This window comes from Shewanella sp. SNU WT4, from assembly GCF_006494715.1.
In the GTDB taxonomy this organism is placed as follows: Bacteria; Pseudomonadota; Gammaproteobacteria; order Enterobacterales; family Shewanellaceae; genus Shewanella.
In genome coordinates, this window is the sequence record NZ_CP041151.1 from 2,136,784 (window position 1) to 2,157,207 (window position 20,424).

General features: G+C 44.7%; 19 protein-coding genes and 8 tRNA genes. 2 read left to right on the forward strand and 25 right to left on the reverse strand.

The window, feature by feature from the left end:
• Positions 1 to 13: 13 nt before the first annotated feature.
• The 7 genes from FJQ87_RS09555 to FJQ87_RS09585 all read right to left on the reverse strand — a co-directional run bounded on the left by FJQ87_RS09555 (position 14) and on the right by FJQ87_RS09585 (position 5,706).
• Positions 14 to 823, reverse strand: coding sequence for a M15 family metallopeptidase (locus FJQ87_RS09555; protein WP_240778682.1), 810 nt, complete (start codon positions 821 to 823; stop codon positions 14 to 16).
• Positions 814 to 1,947, reverse strand: coding sequence for a succinyl-diaminopimelate desuccinylase (gene dapE / locus FJQ87_RS09560; protein WP_140932445.1), 1,134 nt, complete (start codon positions 1,945 to 1,947; stop codon positions 814 to 816). The genes FJQ87_RS09555 and dapE overlap by 10 nt, the downstream gene beginning before the upstream one ends.
• On the reverse strand, positions 1,944 to 2,285 hold the full coding sequence (locus FJQ87_RS09565; protein WP_140932446.1) for an ArsC family reductase: 342 nt from the start codon (positions 2,283 to 2,285) through the stop codon (positions 1,944 to 1,946). Before FJQ87_RS09565 ends, dapE begins: the two co-directional genes overlap by 4 nt.
• 322 nt (positions 2,286 to 2,607) lie before the next feature.
• Positions 2,608 to 3,117, reverse strand: a complete 510-nt coding sequence (crr, locus tag FJQ87_RS09570; RefSeq protein WP_140932447.1) for a PTS glucose transporter subunit IIA — start codon at positions 3,115 to 3,117, stop codon at positions 2,608 to 2,610.
• A 15-nt stretch (positions 3,118 to 3,132) separates the two neighbouring features.
• Entirely contained in the window at positions 3,133 to 4,884 is a 1,752-nt protein-coding gene (gene ptsP, locus FJQ87_RS09575; RefSeq protein ID WP_140932448.1) for a phosphoenolpyruvate--protein phosphotransferase, read from the reverse strand.
• A 134-nt stretch (positions 4,885 to 5,018) separates the two neighbouring features.
• Complete coding sequence (locus FJQ87_RS09580; RefSeq protein WP_140932449.1) at positions 5,019 to 5,276, reverse strand: HPr family phosphocarrier protein; 258 nt, start codon at positions 5,274 to 5,276, stop codon at positions 5,019 to 5,021.
• Between the two features lie 40 nt (positions 5,277 to 5,316).
• Positions 5,317 to 5,706 (reverse strand): ACT domain-containing protein, encoded by a 390-nt coding sequence (locus tag FJQ87_RS09585; protein WP_140932450.1) that lies wholly within the window; start codon positions 5,704 to 5,706, stop codon positions 5,317 to 5,319.
• 392 nt (positions 5,707 to 6,098) lie between these two features.
• Here FJQ87_RS09585 and FJQ87_RS09590 point away from each other — a divergent pair, with 392 nt between their 5' ends.
• Together FJQ87_RS09590 and FJQ87_RS09595 are read left to right on the forward strand one after the other, a co-directional pair.
• Positions 6,099 to 6,731 carry a DUF3334 family protein gene (locus tag FJQ87_RS09590; protein ID WP_140932451.1) on the forward strand — a complete coding sequence of 211 codons (633 nt, stop codon included), beginning with the start codon at positions 6,099 to 6,101 and terminating at the stop codon, positions 6,729 to 6,731.
• A 120-nt stretch (positions 6,732 to 6,851) separates the two neighbouring features.
• Complete coding sequence (locus tag FJQ87_RS09595; RefSeq protein WP_140932452.1) at positions 6,852 to 8,075, forward strand: RsmB/NOP family class I SAM-dependent RNA methyltransferase; 1,224 nt, start codon at positions 6,852 to 6,854, stop codon at positions 8,073 to 8,075.
• 109 nt (positions 8,076 to 8,184) lie between these two features.
• Here FJQ87_RS09595 and FJQ87_RS09600 read toward each other — a convergent pair whose 3' ends face one another.
• The 18 genes from FJQ87_RS09600 to FJQ87_RS09685 form a co-directional block, all read right to left on the reverse strand.
• Positions 8,185 to 9,069: a GGDEF domain-containing protein gene (locus tag FJQ87_RS09600; RefSeq protein WP_168195170.1), complete on the reverse strand. Its 885-nt coding sequence runs from the start codon at positions 9,067 to 9,069 to the stop codon at positions 8,185 to 8,187.
• A 185-nt stretch (positions 9,070 to 9,254) separates the two neighbouring features.
• A complete protein-coding gene (gene gloA / locus FJQ87_RS09605) occupies positions 9,255 to 9,665 on the reverse strand; it encodes a lactoylglutathione lyase (RefSeq protein WP_140932454.1) in 411 nt (136 codons plus the stop codon).
• Positions 9,666 to 9,941: 276 nt separating this feature from the next.
• Positions 9,942 to 10,583: an endonuclease III gene (nth, locus tag FJQ87_RS09610; protein ID WP_140932455.1), complete on the reverse strand. Its 642-nt coding sequence runs from the start codon at positions 10,581 to 10,583 to the stop codon at positions 9,942 to 9,944.
• Positions 10,580 to 11,275 carry an electron transport complex subunit E gene (locus FJQ87_RS09615; protein WP_140932456.1) on the reverse strand — a complete coding sequence of 232 codons (696 nt, stop codon included), beginning with the start codon at positions 11,273 to 11,275 and terminating at the stop codon, positions 10,580 to 10,582. Before FJQ87_RS09615 ends, nth begins: the two co-directional genes overlap by 4 nt.
• Positions 11,268 to 11,903: an electron transport complex subunit RsxG gene (gene rsxG, locus FJQ87_RS09620; RefSeq protein WP_140932457.1), complete on the reverse strand. Its 636-nt coding sequence runs from the start codon at positions 11,901 to 11,903 to the stop codon at positions 11,268 to 11,270. The genes FJQ87_RS09615 and rsxG overlap by 8 nt, the downstream gene beginning before the upstream one ends.
• An 18-nt stretch (positions 11,904 to 11,921) precedes the next feature.
• Positions 11,922 to 12,965 carry an electron transport complex subunit RsxD gene (gene rsxD / locus FJQ87_RS09625; RefSeq protein ID WP_140932458.1) on the reverse strand — a complete coding sequence of 348 codons (1,044 nt, stop codon included), beginning with the start codon at positions 12,963 to 12,965 and terminating at the stop codon, positions 11,922 to 11,924.
• 2 nt (positions 12,966 to 12,967) lie between these two features.
• A complete protein-coding gene (rsxC, locus tag FJQ87_RS09630) occupies positions 12,968 to 15,559 on the reverse strand; it encodes an electron transport complex subunit RsxC (RefSeq protein ID WP_140932459.1) in 2,592 nt (863 codons plus the stop codon).
• Complete coding sequence (gene rsxB, locus FJQ87_RS09635) at positions 15,553 to 16,134, reverse strand: electron transport complex subunit RsxB (protein ID WP_140932460.1); 582 nt, start codon at positions 16,132 to 16,134, stop codon at positions 15,553 to 15,555. Before rsxB ends, rsxC begins: the two co-directional genes overlap by 7 nt.
• A gap of 1 nt (position 16,135) precedes the next feature.
• A complete protein-coding gene (rsxA, locus tag FJQ87_RS09640; protein ID WP_140932461.1) occupies positions 16,136 to 16,714 on the reverse strand; it encodes an electron transport complex subunit RsxA in 579 nt (192 codons plus the stop codon).
• 145 nt (positions 16,715 to 16,859) lie between these two features.
• On the reverse strand, positions 16,860 to 18,749 hold the full coding sequence (locus tag FJQ87_RS09645; RefSeq protein ID WP_140932462.1) for an EAL domain-containing protein: 1,890 nt from the start codon (positions 18,747 to 18,749) through the stop codon (positions 16,860 to 16,862).
• A gap of 263 nt (positions 18,750 to 19,012) precedes the next feature.
• Positions 19,013 to 19,088 (reverse strand) — tRNA-Asn (locus FJQ87_RS09650).
• 39 nt (positions 19,089 to 19,127) lie between these two features.
• A tRNA-Asn gene (locus tag FJQ87_RS09655) sits at positions 19,128 to 19,203 on the reverse strand.
• 39 nt (positions 19,204 to 19,242) lie between these two features.
• A tRNA-Asn gene (locus FJQ87_RS09660) sits at positions 19,243 to 19,318 on the reverse strand.
• Between the two features lie 39 nt (positions 19,319 to 19,357).
• A tRNA-Asn gene (locus FJQ87_RS09665) sits at positions 19,358 to 19,433 on the reverse strand.
• Between the two features lie 38 nt (positions 19,434 to 19,471).
• A tRNA-Asn gene (locus tag FJQ87_RS09670) sits at positions 19,472 to 19,547 on the reverse strand.
• Positions 19,548 to 19,586: 39 nt separating this feature from the next.
• A tRNA-Asn gene (locus tag FJQ87_RS09675) sits at positions 19,587 to 19,662 on the reverse strand.
• Positions 19,663 to 19,701: 39 nt separating this feature from the next.
• Positions 19,702 to 19,777: transfer RNA gene (locus FJQ87_RS09680), tRNA-Asn, on the reverse strand.
• 73 nt (positions 19,778 to 19,850) lie between these two features.
• Positions 19,851 to 19,926: transfer RNA gene (locus FJQ87_RS09685), tRNA-Asn, on the reverse strand.
• Between the last annotated feature and the right edge of the window lie 498 nt (positions 19,927 to 20,424).

Genomic DNA, 20,424 nt, shown 5'->3' on the forward strand with positions numbered 1-20,424 from the left:
AGTGTTAGCTGGTTTAACCATTGGGACCGTTGTTGAGCCTTAGTGACGCTGGAATTGGCGCAATTTTGCGAACATAGTGCGCAACTATGTGCTCAAGTTTGGGCAAAATCGCTGCTTTAAGACAAATATCGTGCTGGCTTAATACTTGGTATAAAGCGTGGCTTGAGAACTGACGTAATAGCAGCGTCGATTCTGGCGCATAACTTATGTGCCAAGGCTCAGGGCTGACCCCCGACAAACCTTGCTGAAAGGGTAAGAAAAAGCCAAATTCATGGGCGTGCTGCGCTAACCATTCACTTAATTTGGCGCAAGGACCGCCGGCGTTATATTCGCTCTGCACTAATTGCAGCTGCTTAACATCAAGGGTGGCGGCATCATAAACATCGACATCGCAGCCCCAATGATGACGTGATGCCCCTGGTAACGCTGACCAAAGTAATATGGTATCAACTAGCTCATCATCGGTTAAATCACAGTAGTTAAGCGGCTGTTCATTGGCATCAAGTAACGGCCTTAAGCCGCGCGCCTTATTATTCCAAATGGTTAGCTGGCGCTCAAAACTGCGATAGCCAGAGCAGGGCATTAGGTCTATGCCATCGCTTGCGGCTGAGGTTTTCATGGTGCTAAATGCTTGCGCGCAGGCTTTTGATAATTGCACCCCAAAGCAGGGCGTGAGCCATGAAGGCTCAGTTAATGCTGGCGATAAATCGTTGTTCATTGCCAAATTATTATTAATTGCCAAGCCATAGAGGCGATGATCACTGCGCAGTGCCTCATGGTTTGATGAATTATCGCCGCTCTCAGGCGCTGAGATTATCGACACAGGAGTTTTTCCAGTAATCTTTGATACACAAGGGCTAATTGCTCAAGATCATCGACATTAACGCATTCATTGACCTTATGAATGGTGGCATTGACTGGCCCTAATTCAATAACCTGCGCGCCCGTAGGTGCAATAAAGCGACCATCTGAGGTTCCGCCTGTGGTTAAGGCTTGGGCTTGGCGCTGACACACCTCAGAAATAGCATCAAGGGTTGCGGTTAACAGCGGCCCATCGGCAGTTAAGAAAGGTAAGCCATTGAACACCCAATCAATACTAAAATCGACGCCATGCTTAGTCAGTACTGCTTCAAGCCGTTCAATTAATTGCTCAGCCGTCACTTCGGTGGAATAGCGAAAATTAATCATGACCTCTAATGTGCCAGGAATGACATTGGAGGCACCGGTGCCGCCATTGATGTTAGCGATTTGCATGCTGGTGGGCGGAAAGAACTGATTGCCGTTATCCCAAGTGATCCCAACTAATTCATTGATAGCTGGCGCCATTACATGAATAGGATTGAGTGCTAAATGCGGGTAAGCCACATGACCTTGAATGCCCTTAACCGTGATATTGGCAGTTAAACTGCCACGGCGCCCATTTTTAACTACATCACCAAGATGCGTAGTTGATGAAGGTTCACCGACTAATGCCCAAGTGATTTTTTCATTCCGCGCTTCTAGAGTTTCTATGACTTTCGGGGTGCCATTAATAAACGGGCCTTCTTCGTCACTGGTGATTAAAAAGGCAATCGAGCCTTGATGATCGGGATACTCTTTTATGAAACGCTCGGTCGCGATAATCATGGCGGCTAATGAGCCTTTCATATCGGCGGCGCCGCGCCCATAAAGCATGCCGTCTCGCACGGTTGGAGTAAAAGGTGCGCTATGCCACTGAGCCACTGGGCCGGTCGGTACTACGTCAGTGTGGCCCGCAAAACAAAAGACTGGCGACGTATTGCCACGGCGTGCCCACACATTGGTGGTATCGGCAAAAATCATAGGTTCAATGGCAAAGCCGCACTCACTGAGTCTGTCAGCCATTAATTGCTGACAGCCTTCATCAAGAGGTGTGATAGATGGTCGAGCAATTAATTCTTTCGCTAACGCGAGAACATCTTGTTTCATTGGGCAAACCACTCTTGGTAAGAGGCATCACTAAAACCGACTAACACACCTTGCTTGGTATCTAGCACAGGGCGTTTTATCAAGGTAGGGTTATCAAGCATCAAACGTAACGCTTTGGCTTGGTCGATATCTTGTTTATCTTCAGGGCTTAGGGCGCGAAAGCTAGTGCTACGTTGATTAAACAGGACTTGCCAGCCTAAGGCATCGACCCAGCGACTTAAGGTGTCTTGGGTCAGTGGTTGCTCGCGATAATCGATAAACTCCATGGATTGACCATGAGCTTCCAACCATTTGCGTGCTTTTTTTACTGTGTCACAATTTTTGATGCCGTATAACATAGGGTATTCCTCGATAAGCAAATTAACTTATTGTGACCATTAATAACTGCTGACTCAAGGGTTAAGCTAAGCTGTTAACAAAAAAGGCTATAAATTTAGCGGCTTGTAGTAGGACTCAGTGGGGACTTGGAGGATGTTGCTGGGCTTATTGCTTACGCTTAGCTGATTGGACTAATTATTCGAGCTTAACTGAATGAGAGCGGTTAAGCACCTCTAGCGCTAGGCATTGGCGTGGACACAGGGATTATTGGCTGACAAGCCATACAAGATGTCAGCAAATTATGTGTATCGGCCAATGTAGCCTAATTGCAATTGAAACGGATTAACTAAATACGTGGAATATGATGGTTTTACCTGCTTTGACTTGACCTTCGCTGCACTGGATATAATCAACATCTTCCATATTGGCAACGACTACAGGCGTGAGCAAGCTTTCGACCTTGCCGTCAATTTTTGAAAAATCCACCGATAAAATCGGCGTGCCGACTTCCACTTTAGCGCCTTCTTGCTGCAAGCGCTCAAACCCTTTGCCACCTAATTCAACCGTACCTATGCCAACATGCACAAATAACTCTAAGCCTTGGGTCGATTCAATACTGAAGGCATGATTACTGTCAAATATTTTTCCTATGGTGCCTGATATAGGGGCACACACTAACGAGCCTGTTGGTTGAATAGCTATGCCATCACCGACAATTTTATCGGCAAAGACTCTGTCTGGAACCGATGATAAAGCAACCAAGGTGCCATCCATAGGCGCAACGACAGCTATGGCACCGGCAACAGGGGTATGGCCTGCTAACATTCTACGGAACCGACTGAAAAATCCCATTATTGATCCTTTTTATTATTGTGACAGGTTGCTAAGGCCTGCTTGGTGATTGAAATTATTCAGACAAGCAGTCAAGGCATTCAAACTGGGTAATGATAACGCTGAACTGGCTAAATCTCGACAATCCTCGAGTCGTAAACTTAAGATATTCGACTTTATAGCGCCAAAGCAATCAAGACTGACAGAAAACTCGCTAAATCCCATTCCCATTAACAGCGCCGTGGCTTGAGGGGCGCTGGCAAGCTCACCACAAATTCCGCAATCCACCCCAGCGTGCTGAGCTTGTTGTAAAATGGTGTTCATCAGTGCTAACAGGGCGGGGTTGAGTATTGGGAACTGCGCACTTAACTGTGGGTGACCGCGATCGGCGCCGTGTAAGTATTGATTAAGATCGTTAGTGCCTATGCTAATAAAAGCTAATTTGGGTAAGAGTGCCGGTAACATCATTGCTGCCGCTGGCGTTTCAATAACAAGCCCAAGCCTAAGCTCGCCAAAGGGGTGCTTGAGAGCAGTTAATTGCGCTTTGGCAAGTTCAAGGCAATCAAGTAAATCATCGAGCTCTTCAAATTGCGACAGCATAGGAAACATGACACTTATGGGGCCAAAATGGGCGGCGCGCAGTAACGCCCGCAGTTGCGGCATTAATACCTCTTGATGCCTTAAGGTGTAACGTATGCCGCGCATGCCTAATGCCGGGTTATCTTCATGCCCGAGGGAGATGGCTTTTAAGGGCTTATCGGCGCCAACATCTAAGGTGCGAATAGTGAGCATAGCGCCTTGCAAACTCATGACCGCCTGATAGTAAGCATCAAACTGCACGGTTTCATCAGTAAGCGATAAGGCATTAATAAACATTAATTCAGTGCGTAGCAGGCCTATGCCTTCGCTTTGCAGCTCACGGCTATTATCAATATCTTGCTGATTGCCGACATTGGCGCGTAATTTTATGGCGTGACCATCTAAGGTTTGACATGGAATAAGGCGCTCATGCTCATAACGTGCTTGATTGGCTAGTTGCGCGGCTCGCCACGCAATATTGTCCTGTTGTCGCCAGTCTTCAGGCTCAATAATCAGCTGTTGATGCTGACTATCTATCATGATGTTTTGACCTGAGCTCAGGCCCTCGGCGATAAAATCGCAATTAATTAAGCAAGGAATGCCAGCGCTTCTGGCCAAAATAACTGTGTGGCTGGTTAAGCCGCATTGGCGCAAAACTAACCCCATGATGTTAGTTAAGTCCAACAACATGAAGTCCCCTGGGGATAGGTCTTGGCAACATAAGATGACCGGACTTTCAATGTCAGTAATATCTGTAGTTTGCCCCGATAAATACAGACACAGTCGTTGGCCTAAGGCGCGAATATCATGGCTACGAGAAGCAAGATATGGGTCAGCAATCGCCGCAATTTCAGCCGCGTGGGTCGAATAAACATGGTCAATGGCCGCCACTGCGGTTAGCTGGTATTGCTCAATGGTATCGAGTACGCATTGCTGCATATCTTCATCATCAAGCCATAACAAGGTAGCTTCCAATAATTGCGCTTGAGTCTGTAATTTCACGCTATCAAGCGGTAACTGCGATAGGCGTTTTTCATAGATAGCGATTAAATGAGCGATAGCATCCAGAAAGCGTTGTTGCTGCTGCGGAATATGAGCACGCGAAGCTAATGAACCTAAAGTTTGTTTAGGTAATTGCTGTAAATACACTAATGCCGGCCCAACGGCGACACCACTACAGACACTCATCCCAGTGACACTTCGGCTCATAGGTTCTCCATCATAAAAGCATTAAGGTGGCGATTTATCATTATTGTTATCATTACGCCTGAATGTCGTCTTATGCTTAGACATTAATTACTTGGACATTAGGCTCTTGGGTCATGGCGGACGGTCACGACCATTTATTCGAGAGTATCCAGTAAGGCGATTAAGTGCTCAACGGCGAGCTTTGCGTCAGGGCCATGAGCTTCTATGGTAATGTCACTGCCATGAGACAGCCCAAGGGTTTGCAGTTTAAATAAACTTTTAGCGCTGGCTTGCTTGCCTTGACTGTGCACTAGTATGTCGCCACTAAATTGCTTGGCGGCTTTGACAAATTGCGCCGCAGGTCTGGTATGTAAGCCGTGCGGGATCAAAATACAGGTAGTTTGTTTATACATGGATACATTTTATCTTATGGCTATGTAAGGAACCTTGGCATTATTGTTCATATTCAATGATCTGATAACCTTTCTTTTTCAGTGCTGCGACCGCGACAGCTAATTTGTTTTCTTTTATTAAAATATAATCAGTATCAAAGGTCGATATTGAAAAAATACTGACCTGGGCATCTGCTAACGTGGCTGCAATGCGCGCCAGTATTCCCGTCATAGAAAATCCTAATGGCCCCATGACTTCTAAGCAACACCAACCTTGCTCTTGTTCTAGGCTATCAAGTTCAACATCAGCGGGGACGACAATTGATAATTCTTCTTGGGTTTTACCAATAAAAAAAATGTCTTGGGTTAACACGGCTGCAGGAATAGTGGTGAGTGGGCTGAAGCTATGCACAGTATATTGCTGACAATGAATGGCTAAGGTCATTCTCATGGGCTTCGCTCCTGCAAGCTAATGGTGGTATTTGTCTAATTAACTATGCCGACCTGCGGCAATAAGACATAGACCCGTATTTTTGTTCATGCTTACTATTACAGCAGTCCACACTAGCATGTTTATCTGAATCCTTGGTGACAGCCATAGGTCATCAAGCAATATTATTTACATTATGGCTGATTTAAGCATAAAAATGGTTGAAAGGTGATTGTTTTAGTGAAAACAAATGAGAGTAGCCATTAAGAGGTAATTGTTTGATTGTTAGCGTTTATTATCAATTATTCTCTGGCTGTGGCGTGGGTGTGTTTGGCTGTTATTCGGTACTGATTTGCAATTTTGGCTATTGAGATACAAGCTTAAATTAATTATTAGAACACAAGGAAGTTATTATGCACCCAGTCGAAGCCGCTCCTTCGAGTCGTAAAATTGTCACCTTTGACGATATTCTATTAAAGCTATGCCACAGTATGCAAAGCGTCTTATCAAAAGCCTCCAACAGTGAGATCAGTCATTCTGGAATGGTGCAAGTGATACATCAAACTCGATTACGTCCAGATTTAGGCTGTTTTTCTATTTTTGATGGCGGCTTTTCAGGATTAGTGGTGCTTAATTATACCGCGGATGCTGCGGTGGAGTTATACCGCAAATATATGCTTAATATGGGTATTCCAGAAAGTGAACTCGTGTTTTCTCACACCTCTGATGAAGTCGGTAATGTGTTAGGTGAACTCACTAACCAAATATTGGGTGATTTCATTTTGACTGTCTCGAAAGAATTAAAAACTTCGATTGGTCAAAGCCAGCCCAAAATGTTAACCATCAATAAAGAATTAACAGTCTCAATTGATGCCAATCTAGATAACCCTATCTTTAGGCGCGTATCCTTCAGAACGGCAGATTATCATTCTTTTTATCTTGAATTTGCTATGGATAATACTGAGTTCTTGCAGCTTAAAGATGAAATAGATGAAGAATTTGATCCTGATAAGTTAATGGAAATACACGCCAGCCAAGCCAGTTAATCGCAAATGCCATCAAACAGCCTGACTCAAGTGTTTTGGTGGCATTAAATCGGCTTTTCTATTGCGCATATTAGCCTAAGCACCTATGATCCGACGGCTTTTCATTGCCGGTAACCCTGAATGACCCATACACCATTAAATGCCGTCCAAGCCAATATGGCGACGACCATCCTCAGCAGTGTGCTGCAGGATAATAAACCTTTAGATCGCGCTTATTCGTTAGCCTTTGCTAATCAGCAAATGGCCCCTGCACAGTTGGCCCAAATTACGCGCTGTGTTGGCGAAATTATGCGCCGCTTAAATCTGTTCGCCTTCTTAGTCACAGGTTCAGATGAATTTGAGTTAGCTGAACTTGGCAATGCCAGTACCCAACTTGTGAGTGCGTGGCATTTATTGCATGAACTGCCGCTACCTAAATTCCCTTATTGTCGTCCCCTTGATGAAGATGATTTTGCCCAGCGTTTAGCGCTAGCTAAAGAGGACTTGGTGTTGTGGGATGGCTGTCCTGCTTGGCTTGAAGCCTTCGGCGTACAAAGCCTTGGTGATGCATGGCCAGCAGAGCGCCAAGCATTGGCACAAGGTGCTAAACGTTTTATCCGAGTGAATTTATTAAAATGCACTCGCGCCGAGTTACAGCAGAAATTAGCTGGCGAAGGCATTGAAACTCAATTTGTTGAAACTGTTGATAGCAGCTTAGAAGTGCTTAATGATTCGGCTTTGTTTAAATCACAAGCATTTAAAGACGGTTGGTTTGAGCAGCAAGATGCCGGCTCGCAATTAGTTGCCGATGCACTTGATGTAAAGCCCGGTATGCGAGTGATTGATGCTTGCGCTGGTGCTGGTGGTAAAACCTTGCATTTAGCTGCGCACATGCAGGGTAAAGGCCGTTTGTTGGCCATGGATGTCGAGACTTGGAAACTTGATAATCTCAAAATCCGTGCTCGTCGCGCCGGTGCTCATAATGTTGAAACCCGATTAATCATCGGCAGTAAAACCATTAAGCGATTGAAAGAGTCCGCCGACCGTTTGTTATTAGATGTGCCGTGTTCAGGCCTAGGGGTACTTAAACGTAATCCAGATACCAAATGGCGTGATGCTCAAGACCGCTTACCTGTGTTGATGGAACTGCAAGCCCACATTATTGATAGTTATAGCCGTATGCTTAAGCCTGGTGGCGTGATGGTATACGCAACATGTTCAATTATGCCTTGTGAGAACCAAGAGCAAGTGCAGTTGTTTTTAGCTAATCATCCAGAATTTAGCTTAGTGATGGAAGAAACCATTCTGCCATCAGTGTCAGGTTTTGATGGATTTTATCTGGCTAAACTGACTAAAAACGCATAACGCATTTTCGCCTAATCAATACTTATTTATCCGTTGATTAGGCGATTTATCCTCATTCTAGTTGTATTCGCTGTGCCTGTTTATTTCTCCTTAGTACACTGTCTATGATTTAACTTGCCTCTTGCTGCGCGCGATGAATAACGCGGTTGCGACCATCTTTTTTAGCCTGATATAAGGCGTTGTCACACGCTTTAATCCACGTTTCACAATTCTCATCATTATACAGTGCACCGACACCCATACTGCAGGTAATTTGCTGGTGGAGTTTAAGCAGACACACCTCATGAGCACTGGTTTTTAGTTGCTGGGCGCGGGCGTAGGCTCTAGGTTGGTCGCATTGGCGCATAATAATCAAAAATTCTTCACCACCATAACGATATAAAATTTCATTGTCGTCGAGATTCGCCATCAAATGCTCAGCAAAGGTTCGCAGTACCTTATCCCCAAATAAATGCCCTTGTTGGTCATTTATCTGTTTGAAATGGTCAAGATCCATCATCACTAGACTCGAAGGAACTTGTTTGTTGAGCCAAGCTTGGCGAGCATTTTCTAAATTGGCATACATGGTTTTACGATTGCGGGCACCAGTGAGATCGTCGGTGGTGGCAAATAGATAGAGATTATTTCTTTGGTATTCTAAGACATAAGCCAAAATGGCTAAAAAGGTGAGGGAGGTCATTCCTGAAATTAAAAATCTGATTGAACCCCATTGATTATCACCGGACCAGCTTCCGAGTAAATTAATCAATAAGAATACGAAGGCGATTAAGGTAGCGATTTTCAGATTGAAGATGAAGAAGTATATAGGCAGCAGAGCAAACAAATAGATAGCTGTTTCAGGTATTTGATAACTGCTGTAGGCCTGCATGATGCTGGCACAGATGAGTGATACTTGCTTTTGAGTAATAGTGCCTTGATGGCGATAATCTTTGAAAAATGAATAGCATAGAATGATTAAGCTTGCGCCTAACATCACTACTAAAGCGACATCCATTAAAAACAGCCTAAGCACCAGAAATAGTGAAATTAGAAATATGGCTATTCCTTGAAACCACAAAGAGGCAGTTCTCGGCAAATAGGTCAAGATATCTGGCGCAGGCAAAGACATGTCCTTATGGTCAATACATGTCTTTATTTTAGTGGAAAAGCCAGAATTCTTCTGGCTTTTTGCAATAAGGCTTAGCCAAGACCGTGAGTAGCTGAGCTCATTTGAATAAACTCGATTTTATAGCCATCCGGATCTTCAACAAACGCAATATGGGTATTGCCACCGGCTACTGGTCCTGGTTCGCGGGTTACTTTGCCGCCGGCGGCTTTAATTTGCTCACATCGTAAATAAATGTCGTCATCGCCAATAGCCAGATGGCCAAAACCTGTGCCTAGATCGTATTCACTGGTGCCCCAGTTGTAAGTTAACTCGACAACTGCGGCGCCGCTCGCTTCAGTATCAAAACCAACGAATGCTAGGCTGTATTGATATTGGCTATTTTCCGAAGTACGCAGTAATTTCATCCCTAATACTTGGGTATAAAATTCGATACTACGCTCAAGATTTCCCACGCGGATCATGGTATGCAGTAGTTGAGACATCAATTATTCCTTAGAGTATGTTTTTGGTTGTTATATCAACAGTGTGAAATGTCGCTAAGACTGTCGTTGTTAATGAAATTTAATTAAATTGTGGTTATTTGTTTTGAAGAACTATCATTTATGAGTTATTGTTTTTATTAACGAAAGGGAGGTAGTGTATGTCAACCGAGTTAAAAATGTCGTTAGGGATCACGGTCGTGGTTGCGTTAATCCTCAGTATATTTTTTACTATGTTATTTTTATAAAAATAAACCGCGCCAATCAGCGCGGTTTTTGTTATTCCTCGGGATACACCTTGTCGTTAAACTCACAGAGGTCTTCCACTAAACAACTGCCGCAGCGCGGTTTTCTGGCTATGCAGGTATAGCGCCCATGCAAGATTAGCCAGTGATGCACATCCACCATAAACTCTTTTGGCACCACTTTCAGCAGTTTATGTTCAACTTCATTGACGTTTTTGCCTGGGGCAAAGCGCATGCGGTTACATACTCTAAAAATATGAGTATCCACAGCAATCGTCGGCCATCCAAAAGCGGTATTTAATACCACATTAGCGGTTTTTCTACCTACGCCAGGTAAGGCTTCTAAGGCATCTCTATCTTCCGGGACTTGGCCATTATGTTTATCAATTAACATTTGGCAGGCATTCACTACATTCACTGCCTTGGTATTGAATAAACCAATGGTTTTAATGTAGGTTTTTAGGCCTTCACCCCCTAATGCCACTATCGCCTCTGGAGTATTAGCAATCGGGAACAGTTTATCTGTGGCCTTATTGACGCTGACATCCGTAGCTTGTGCTGACAAGGTTACAGCCACTAACAATTCAAATGGACTGGAGAAGTTGAGCTCAGTTTCAGGCTTTGGGTTGTTATCTCGAAAGCGCGTGAGGATTTCTCGCCGCTTAAGTGCATTCATACTTTGGTCACTCGGGCGCGCGTAATACTGGTGTCTGTAACCACTTGCGCTTGTTTTTGTTCAAGTTTGCTGTCGATGATATTTTTGCCAGCGATTAATAGTCCCATGGCTAAAAACGCCCCAGGTGGCAACATTGCCAGCAAAAATGGGGTTTCCACTTGCCATAAATGTATGGTCAAGTGCTGCGCCCAAGGACCGAGTAATTGCTCAGCTCCTGCAAATAAGGTGCCTTGGCTTAAGATTTCGCGGCAGGCGCCTAACAAGGTTAGAACTAAGGTAAAACCTACACCCATCATTAGTCCATCAAAGGCGGCATGACCAACGTTATTACGTGAAGCAAAAGCTTCAGCGCGGCCAATAATGACGCAGTTAGTCACAATCAAAGGTAAAAATATGCCTAAGGATAAATACAAGCCGTAGGCATAAGCGTTGATCAGTAACTGCACTGTGGTCACTAAGGCCGCAATAATCATCACAAACACAGGTATGCGGATTTCTTTTGGCACCCATTGGCGGATTAACGACACCAGAATATTAGAGCAAACCAACACCACTAAGGTGGCTAACCCTAAGCCAAGAGCGTTAGTGACTGTAGCTGTGACCGCAAGTAATGGGCACAATCCCAATAATTGCACTAAGCCTGGGTTATTTTTCCACAGTCCTTGCCAGGCAATCTCAGATAATTTAGTCATGGCTTACCTCACATTGGCGAACTTGGTTAAAAATAGCGTCTTGATTGGTATCAAAATAATGTATGGTACGGCGTAATGCACCAACGTAAGCCCTAGGCGTAATAGTCGCGCCAGTGAATTGATCAAATTCACCACCATCTTTTTTGACTCGCCATTTAGGATCATCTTCCCCGCTTACCATTTTGCCGATAAATGCATTGAGCCAATTAGATTTTTTAATCTCGATTTTATCGCCAAGCCCTGGGGTTTCTTGATGATTTAAGGTGCGAACGCCAAGCACCTGACCTTTAACATCTACCGCCACTATGATTTTAATTGCGCCGCTATAGCCATCGGGGGCAATAGTTTCCATGGCAATTGCCGTAGGCTTGCCATTTAACGTGGCGATATAAGCCGGCATGGGCTCATTAGTACCAAGGGCGGGTGATGATAATAATGTACAGGCTTGCGACAAGTCATTGTCATGCCAATCGGTAGGTATGATTTGCTCTAATATGCTCAGTAATTGACGTTGCTGTTGCAATAAAATGTCATCTTTAGTGACATAGTCAACCAGACTCACGACTGCCGTACAAACTAAAGCAAACAGGCCTAAGATAGCGGCATTTTTAGCCATGGATTTTTTCACAACTCTGCTCCTAAAGGCTTAATGGCCACTGCGATGTCCATAAGCACGAGGGCGGACATAATAATCAATAAACGGGGCGCACAAGTTGGCCAGTAATACCGCAAAGGCCACGGCATCGGGATAACCACCAAAACTGCGAATAAGGTATACAAGCAAGCCTATCAAGACACCAAAGATAATACGTCCACGTGGGCTACTCGCGGCAGTGACCGGGTCGGTAATGATAAAAAACGCAGCGAGCATAGTCGCGCCAGAGAATAAATGGTACCAAGGCGTGCCGTGAGTATCAGGACCCATAACAAAGCCCATGGCACTGAACAAGGTTAAGCTGGCCAAAAAGGCGACCGGTAAGTGCCATCGAATGACCTTAAGCTTTAACAGCATTAAGCCGCCAGCTAAGTACATAGCATTAACCCAAAACCAACCCACACCAGCGCCATTGGCAAAAATGGATTTTGACATGGACTCAGTGACGGTAAGACCCATAGATAAATCCGTTTTTAAGGCATCAAGAGGGGTTGCCATGCTGATGCCATCAAAACCTAGGCGATAAGCACTGATATCCGTTTGCAAGAAGATAGCTTGTAAACTCGATAAAATATCGGGGATATGAGCGGCAATAGGTGCTGGCGCTACCCAACTGGTCATTTGCACTGGAAATGAAATCAGCAATAACACATACGCGGCCATGGCTGGGTTAAAGACATTGTTACCCAGTCCACCATAGACGTGTTTAACCATTAAGATGGCAAACAAGGTACCAATCACTATTAGCCACCACGGAGCTAAAGGCGGTATGGCGACGGCTAATAAGAAGGCGGTAACCACAGCGCTGTAATCGCTCAGCGCAGTTTTGATACTGCGGCCACGCAGTTTCATCACTAAGGCTTCAGCGGCGATGGCAACAACGACTGCTATGGCTAATTGGATGAGTGTGCCCCAGCCAAAGAAGACGCATTGGGCAATTATGCCCGGGAAGGCGCACATTAACACCCGCTGCATCACAGTTGAGGTGTGCAACTTATTAATGATATGGGGTGAAGTGGCAATTTTAAACGCCATAATTAATCCTTGTTCTCATCGACAGAGTGTTGTTTTTTGGCAAGAGCCTTGGCTTTCGCTTTGGCCACGGCGGCGGCCACTCTGGCTGCTTTATCATCACGTGCATCTACAGGCTTAGCTTCGGTAGCTTCAGTTTTGGCAACTTCAGTGAGTGATGCTTGGTTTTCAACGGTTTGATGCTCAACGAGTTGAATTTCAGCTGCTTGAGTCTCAATAGCTTGATTTTCAATAGACTGAGTATTATTTGCCCCAGTGCCAGTGCCAGTACCAGTCGCATTAGCACCGGCTAACTCAGCAGCCTTAGCCGCTTTCTTGGCTTTAGCGCGCGCCACGGCCGCAGCAACTTTCGCTGCTTTGTCGTTGGCAAGGCTATCTTCAAGGTGCGCGTTAGCTATGGCATTTGATGCCGATGATGCTAATTCTGGCGCTGGCGCCATATTCAGTTGTTCGTTAGAAGAGTCTTGCTCAGCGGCGAATGCGGCTTTCTTAGCTTTAGCGCGGGCAACGGCAGCCGCAATTTTAGCGGCTTTAGTGTCAACTGAGTTATCAGCACTACTTACCGTGTTAGTAACAGCCTCAGAGTTGGCATCAACACCAGCATCAACGGTCTTGTTTGCGGCAAGTTCAGTTGGACTTGTTGCTAGACTCTTTGCTTGGCGCAGCGTGTCGCTCTCATTCGCAGTTGAGTTCGCCATGGCAGCTTTTTTAGCTTTAGCGCGGGCGATTGCGGCCGCGACTTTATCAGCTTTGCTTTCTGCTTGAGTCACAACGTGATTGTCGGCATCATTTTGCAGATTACTTGCAGCAGCTTGAGCCTTATTCTGGTGATTTGATTCCACCAAAACCGCACCATTTACTGAACTGGCAGCTGCTAATGCCGCTTTTTTAGCTTTGGCGCGCGCGATTGCGGCACTGACTTTATCAGCATTGCTAGTACTCGCTGGCTCACTTGTATTTGAGCTTGTGCTGACATTGACTCTTGCATTGGGGCTTGGCACAAGCTTTGTGTCATCGTTTGTAAGCGCGACTATCTTAGCTAAAGGTTCAGCGGCTTGCGCTTTTTGCGCCTGCTTAGCTTTCACTCTTGCCATAGCCTCAGCAATGGCATCTTTCTCATTGCTTGACATAGTCTGCTGACGCTTAGCACTGGCTGCTTTAGCCTTAAGCTCACGGGCTTCTTTTTCTGCCGCTAAGCGCTTGTCTCGGGCCTCAAAGCGCTGTTTAGCGCGCTCCGCTTGCTCTTTTTCATGGGCCACTTTTTTAAGTGCCGATTTAGCAATGCGGAAATATTCCACAAGGGGAATATCACTTGGGCACACGTAACTGCAGCAACCACACTCGATACAATCGCGTAAATTAAAACTGCTGGCTTTGTCATACTCTTCAGCTTTACTGTGCCAATAGAGCTGTTGTGGCAGTAGCATAGCAGGACAGGCTACTGCACATTCGCCGCAGCGAATACAGGCTTGCTCAACCGGGGCCATCATTTCTTGTTGCGCCGGTAATAAAATGCAGTTGGTGCCTTTGAGCACAGGCACTTGGGTGACAGGCAAGGTATAACCCATCATAGGGCCACCTATGATCACCATTTGCTCTGCTTGAGGGCGGAAATTGAGCTGCTGCAATATATCGTGCACGCTCATGCCAATAGGTACCCAATAATTGGCAGGTTCTGATGCTTGTTGTCCCGTGACTGTCACTACGCGCTCAATGAGAGGCTTACCCTCGCTCACGGCTTGATGGATAGCAAAACAGGTACCGACATTGTGAATTAGCATGCCAAGCTGCGCAGGGATAGCGCCTGATGGAATTTCTTTGCCAGTCAGAAGTTGCACTAGCTGCTTTTCACCACCAGATGGGTATAAGGTTGGCACCACTGTCACGCGGGCTAATGGGCTTGGCAGTGTGCTACTCGCTAAGGCTTGCTGCATAGCAGCAATAGCCTCGGGCTTATTATCTTCAATAGCAATAACAATGCGCTGCGGCTTAAGTAACTGCTCAATAATGGCGACACCTTTCATGATGTCGTCGCTGTGATGGCGCATTAACGCATCATCGGCTGTGATATAAGGCTCGCACTCCACGCCATTAATAATCACTAGCTCAATTTTACTGACAGACGCTAATTTTATATGGCTAGGAAAGGCGGCGCCGCCTAGGCCCGCAATGCCTGCTTGCTGAATTTTTGCAAGGATTTCATCTGTGCTAAGTGCAGCAGGATTGGCCGCTTGATAGTTAACGCTAGTATCCAAGCCATCTGAGTCAATCACGCAGGTGAGTACGGGTAAACCTGAGGCATGATTACTTGGGCGCGGCTCAATAGCACTGACTACACCCGATGTAGGGGCGTGTACGGGCAGATAGAGCTGGCCTTGGCCTTGAGTAAGACTTTGGCCTTTACTGACTTTGTCACCCACGCCTACCGTAAGTACAGCGCTGTCATTCACTTGTGGAATAGGAACCAAAAAACGTGATGACAAAGGTAAGTGTTTGAGGAATGTCGCTGGCGCAATATCTTTCATTTGCGGCGGATGAATACCACCATGAATTGGCCAGACAAACCCTTGATCAATTTGATCTAACATAGTCAACACGGCTTATCCTCTTCGATAAATTTGACCGGTATTTGTGATGAAATTTGATTTAGCTTCCAATCCCAATTATTTATGCCCTGAACCACTGGGATCATATCGATACAATCAACTGGGCAAGGCTCTACGCATAAATCGCAACCAGTACAATCTTTGCTAAGCACGGTATGCATTAATTTGCCGCTACCGATAATGGCATCCACAGGGCAGGCTTGAATGCATTTGGTGCAACCAATACATTCAAGTTCGCGGATAAAAGCGACTTTTTTGATGGGTTCTGCGGTGGTAGCACTCATAGGTTCAGGTTCTACGCCCATGAGTTCTGCTAATTTTTCCATGGTAGCACTGCCACCAGGTGGGCAGCGGTTGACTTTCTCACCGTTAGCTATGGCTTCAGCATAAGGGCGACAGCCAGGATAACCACATTGGCCACATTGAGTTTGCGGCAGTATGGCTTCAAGTTCATCAACAATAGGGTTGCCTTCGACTTTAAATTTTTGGGCGGCAAAACCTAAAATCAGACCAAAAAGCATAGCCAGCAGGGTCAATAAGATGACCGCAACAAGAATAGTGGACATATTACTTAACCAATCCAGTGAAGCCCATAAAGGCCAGTGACATTAAACCTGCGGTGATCATGGCAATCGCGCCGCCGCGAAAAGGAGAGGGAACATCGGCCGCGGCGAGTCGTTCACGCATAGCAGAAAACAGGATTAACACTAACGAGAATCCTAATGCAGCGGAAAAACCATATACGGCAGATTGTAAGAAGTTATGCTTTTCATTGATATTGAGTAATGCCACCCCAAGTACTGCGCAATTGGTGGTGATCAAAGGCAAGTAAATTCCCAATGCTCGATATAACGAAGCACTGGTTTTTTGCACTAGCATTTCAGTAAATTGCACGACGACAGCGATCACCAGAATAAAACACATGGTGCGCAAGTAGCCTAATTGAAATGGGTCCAGTAAATAGGTGTTGACCAAATAGCTAAGAATTGACGCCAGTGTCAATACAAAAGTCGTCGCCATTGACATGCCTATGGCAGATTCGAGTTTGCTCGATACCCCCATAAATGGACATAAACCGAGGAATTTAACTAACACGAAGTTATTGACTAGCACAGTACCAATCAACAACAGTAAATATTCGCTCATCGCAATATAAATTTTTAGGCTGGGAATAGCACTATTATCGGTGGTTTGATCCTGATTAACAACCGATAGAATGCAGGGTTAAAGCAATTGAAGATGATAATATCTTCATTTTGTGGCATTTATTCCACCATCCAGCCCACAGTGACTAAGGCGTCTTATCAAGGGCTAAGGGTTTGGCAATATAGTAACCCTGCAGTCCATCCACCAATAATTGCTCGAGTGCTAATTTTTCTTCTTGGACTTCTACGCCAGTAGCAATGATTTTGACATTGAGTCGTTTGGCAATATCGACAATCATTTTGATAAAGAAGCGATTGCTGCTGTCCAAGTGTACTTGATTGCTAAAACTACCATCGAGTTTGACAAAGTCTGGGCGTAATTCTTGAAAGAATTTAAATGAGGTAAATCCCATGCCAAAACGCTCAATAGAGACTCGCGCTCCGGCGCTATGTACGGCTTTGACAAAATGAGCGCTTGAAACCAGATTTTTCTGAATGCCGATTTCATTAACTTCGATAACTAAGCGCGCGGCTATTTCTGGATAACGGTTTAGAGTGTCTTTAAGCCAAGCCACAAAGTCAGGTTGTAACACTGAGTTGCCGCTGATATTAACCCCGTACCAGCCAGTAAGTAATGGGTCTTTTATTAAGCGCTCTATTACCATTTGAACTATGAGTTTGTCCATTTCAAGGTTTTTACCATGACGTTCGGCCATGGCAAACACAGTGGTTGTCGGTAATAACTTGCCATTGCTGTTATAAAAGCGCGCCAATAACTCGCGATACATATCAACATTGTGACGACAAGGCTGAATAGACTGTTGATAAAACTCAATATTGCGGTGATCTAACAAAGACTCTATGGCTTTTTGCCAGCGATTATCACCTTGTTCTTCTAGGTCATCTTGATGCTCAAGGGTATGGAATTGGTTTGGGCCCAATGTTTGCGCAATGCTGATCGCAGAATCAGCCAAGGCCAACAGTGATGCCGGGTTGGATTGCTCGGTAAAAGGCACTATACCCATATAAGCAACGCTATCTGAGCCTAATTGTTGCTGATAATCATCAAATTGATGCTTCAATGAAGTAAATATTCTCGGGGCGTCTTTTATCGAAAGATCCGGGATAAACATAGCAAAATCAGCGCTGCTTATTCGAAAACACTGACTAAAGCTAAATTCTCTTAACGAATGCTTGATGGTTTTACTGATGGTAACTAAGTATTCATCACCGGCCTGACGGCCATATAACTGATTGATAGCACCAAGTTCGGTGGCTTTAACCAGTGCGAGAGTTCCTAGTTGCGACGTGCCAGCGCTCGTCAGTTGCGCTAATGTTTGAGTAAATTGTTGGCGATTACCAAAACCTGTAATCGTGTCTTGCAATGATTCTTGGTTTAATTGTTCGTGTTTGCTAACTAGGTTTTTATGATGAGCTTTGATATCAAGTCTTAATTGCTCTAATGCCTTGGCCAGAGGCTTGCATTCACCACCGAGTTTTGATGCTTGTAGTGGCGGATAATTATCGGCAATGAGTTGCGACATATAAGTTACGCTGTAAGCAATGCTGTTTTTTATTCTCGATTGTAACCATAGCAAGCTAATGACGAGGAACAGGTACATTGCCAGTAGCATCAAGGTTTGCGTCATTATATTGGTTTCAATGACACCATACCAAGAGCGAGTATCCGCACTTAATTGCAAACGGGCATTGGATAATTGAATATCTTGGGTAATTTTTACTGGCAGTAAATGCTGCAACCAATGCTGGCTTTGATGTAATTCGCCGAAGGTATAGTTTTGCTGTGGGTTTAAGTCAGTGATGTATTGAAAAAATTGTAAGGGTTGAATGGCATTAATCGTTGCGAATAATTGCTGGCCATCACCTTGATAGTCTTTATATTGATGAACGAGTTGCACAAACTCAGTTTGATGTTGGCTAGCACTGACAGTTAATTGATTTTTTTGAAGCCAAAACTGAGCCAATATTCCTATAGCAAATGTAATAAATAACAATAATTGATATAGCTTGGTCATGACCCGTCCCTGAGTTCTTCATATATTACCAATATAAGATAACGCATTTATATACATTGGAGAAGAAGTATACGGAATTGGGTTATAGAAGCATGACTTAACTCTGTTCTTGGGCGTATTTATGATCTGAAAATTAAAATAGCAAGATTGAGATGAGGAATAATGAAAATTGTGGGTATATGGCCTATCAAAATATGACAAAAGGCGTATATCTAAGGGATATTAACAATAATCGGGGAGGGGGTAACGCTTTAGCGGTGAAGTGGCTCCCCAGACTGGACTTGAACCAGTGACATACGGATTAACAGTCCGCCGTTCTACCAACTGAACTACTGGGGAATCGATTTACTTCATTGTTCTCATTTAACCACAGAGAAGTGGCTCCCCAGACTGGACTTGAACCAGTGACATACGGATTAACAGTCCGCCGTTCTACCGACTGAACTACTGGGGAATCGTATTACTTCATTGTTCTCATTTAACCACCGAGAAGTGGCTCCCCAGACTGGACTTGAACCAGTGACATACGGATTAACAGTCCGCCGTTCTACCGACTGAACTACTGGGGAATCGCATTACTTCATTGTTCTCATTTAACCACCGAGAAGTGGCTCCCCAGACTGGACTTGAACCAGTGACATACGGATTAACAGTCCGCCGTTCTACCGACTGAACTACTGGGGAATCGTGTTACTTCATTTTCTCATTTAACCACCGAGAAGTGGCTCCCCAGACTGGACTTGAACCAGTGACATACGGATTAACAGTCCGCCGTTCTACCGACTGAACTACTGGGGAATCGTGTTACTTCATTTTCTCATTTAACCACCGAGAAAGTGGCTCCCCAGACTGGACTTGAACCAGTGACATACGGATTAACAGTCCGCCGTTCTACCGACTGAACTACTGGGGAATCATGTTACTTCATTTTCTCATTTAACCACCGAGAAAGTGGCTCCCCAGACTGGACTTGAACCAGTGACATACGGATTAACAGTCCGCCGTTCTACCGACTGAACTACTGGGGAATCGTTTTTCAACAGCTTATTGATTTAGCAACAAGCAACAAAAGTAGGCAAGACATTTATTTATAATAAATGATGGCTCCCCAGACTGGACTTGAACCAGTGACATACGGATTAACAGTCCGCCGTTCTACCGACTGAACTACTGGGGAATCGTTTGCGACTTCTCGTTGAGAACGGAGCGCATAGTAAATCGCTCAGCCACATGAGTCAACTCGCGTTCCTAAAAAAATGCCAAATAGTGAATCAAGTGTTTATCTTACAAACAATCGGGGATGATATTTAGTCATTGCGGGTTAAAAAAGAACGATTTAGCTATGGCTTCACTTTTGAAAATGGCTCGTTTTTTTAGACGTGTGACCATGATTAGCTAAATTTTTCAGGATAATGACTCGACTTTGGCATCATACGCTTAAGATTGGCGGCTAAACATTGATGGTTTTTTTAGCAATGCTTGCTAGTAGCTTGATTTAATTTGTGCACATTGGAGTTTTAAACCTGCTTAATAGTTAGTTTTTAGCCGCACAGGCACTTCGCGTTGGCAAGTTCCTAAGATGATTGCGTAGATCTTATTCACTCAATACATTAGCTAAATACTCACTATGGAGATTGAATGACTGAGCATGGACTAATGGCCGTTATGGGGAGAT

Excerpts from the sequence above, each read along its gene's own strand:
- dapE (WP_140932445.1), bottom strand. The coding sequence starts at position 1,947 with ATGAAACAAGATGTTCTCGCGTTAGCGAAAGAATTAATTGCTCGACCA.
- FJQ87_RS09565 (WP_140932446.1), bottom strand. The coding sequence starts at position 2,285 with ATGTTATACGGCATCAAAAATTGTGACACAGTAAAAAAAGCACGCAAA.
- crr (WP_140932447.1), bottom strand. The coding sequence starts at position 3,117 with ATGGGATTTTTCAGTCGGTTCCGTAGAATGTTAGCAGGCCATACCCCT.
- ptsP (WP_140932448.1), bottom strand. The coding sequence starts at position 4,884 with ATGAGCCGAAGTGTCACTGGGATGAGTGTCTGTAGTGGTGTCGCCGTT.
- FJQ87_RS09580 (WP_140932449.1), bottom strand. The coding sequence starts at position 5,276 with ATGTATAAACAAACTACCTGTATTTTGATCCCGCACGGCTTACATACC.
- FJQ87_RS09585 (WP_140932450.1), bottom strand. The coding sequence starts at position 5,706 with ATGAGAATGACCTTAGCCATTCATTGTCAGCAATATACTGTGCATAGC.
- FJQ87_RS09590 (WP_140932451.1), top strand. The coding sequence starts at position 6,099 with ATGCACCCAGTCGAAGCCGCTCCTTCGAGTCGTAAAATTGTCACCTTT.
- FJQ87_RS09595 (WP_140932452.1), top strand. The coding sequence starts at position 6,852 with ATGACCCATACACCATTAAATGCCGTCCAAGCCAATATGGCGACGACC.
- FJQ87_RS09600 (WP_168195170.1), bottom strand. The coding sequence starts at position 9,069 with ATGGATGTCGCTTTAGTAGTGATGTTAGGCGCAAGCTTAATCATTCTA.
- gloA (WP_140932454.1), bottom strand. The coding sequence starts at position 9,665 with ATGTCTCAACTACTGCATACCATGATCCGCGTGGGAAATCTTGAGCGT.
- nth (WP_140932455.1), bottom strand. The coding sequence starts at position 10,583 with ATGAATGCACTTAAGCGGCGAGAAATCCTCACGCGCTTTCGAGATAAC.
- FJQ87_RS09615 (WP_140932456.1), bottom strand. The coding sequence starts at position 11,275 with ATGACTAAATTATCTGAGATTGCCTGGCAAGGACTGTGGAAAAATAAC.
- rsxD (WP_140932458.1), bottom strand. The coding sequence starts at position 12,965 with ATGGCGTTTAAAATTGCCACTTCACCCCATATCATTAATAAGTTGCAC.
- rsxB (WP_140932460.1), bottom strand. The coding sequence starts at position 16,134 with ATGTCCACTATTCTTGTTGCGGTCATCTTATTGACCCTGCTGGCTATG.
- rsxA (WP_140932461.1), bottom strand. The coding sequence starts at position 16,714 with ATGAGCGAATATTTACTGTTGTTGATTGGTACTGTGCTAGTCAATAAC.
- FJQ87_RS09645 (WP_140932462.1), bottom strand. The coding sequence starts at position 18,749 with ATGACCAAGCTATATCAATTATTGTTATTTATTACATTTGCTATAGGA.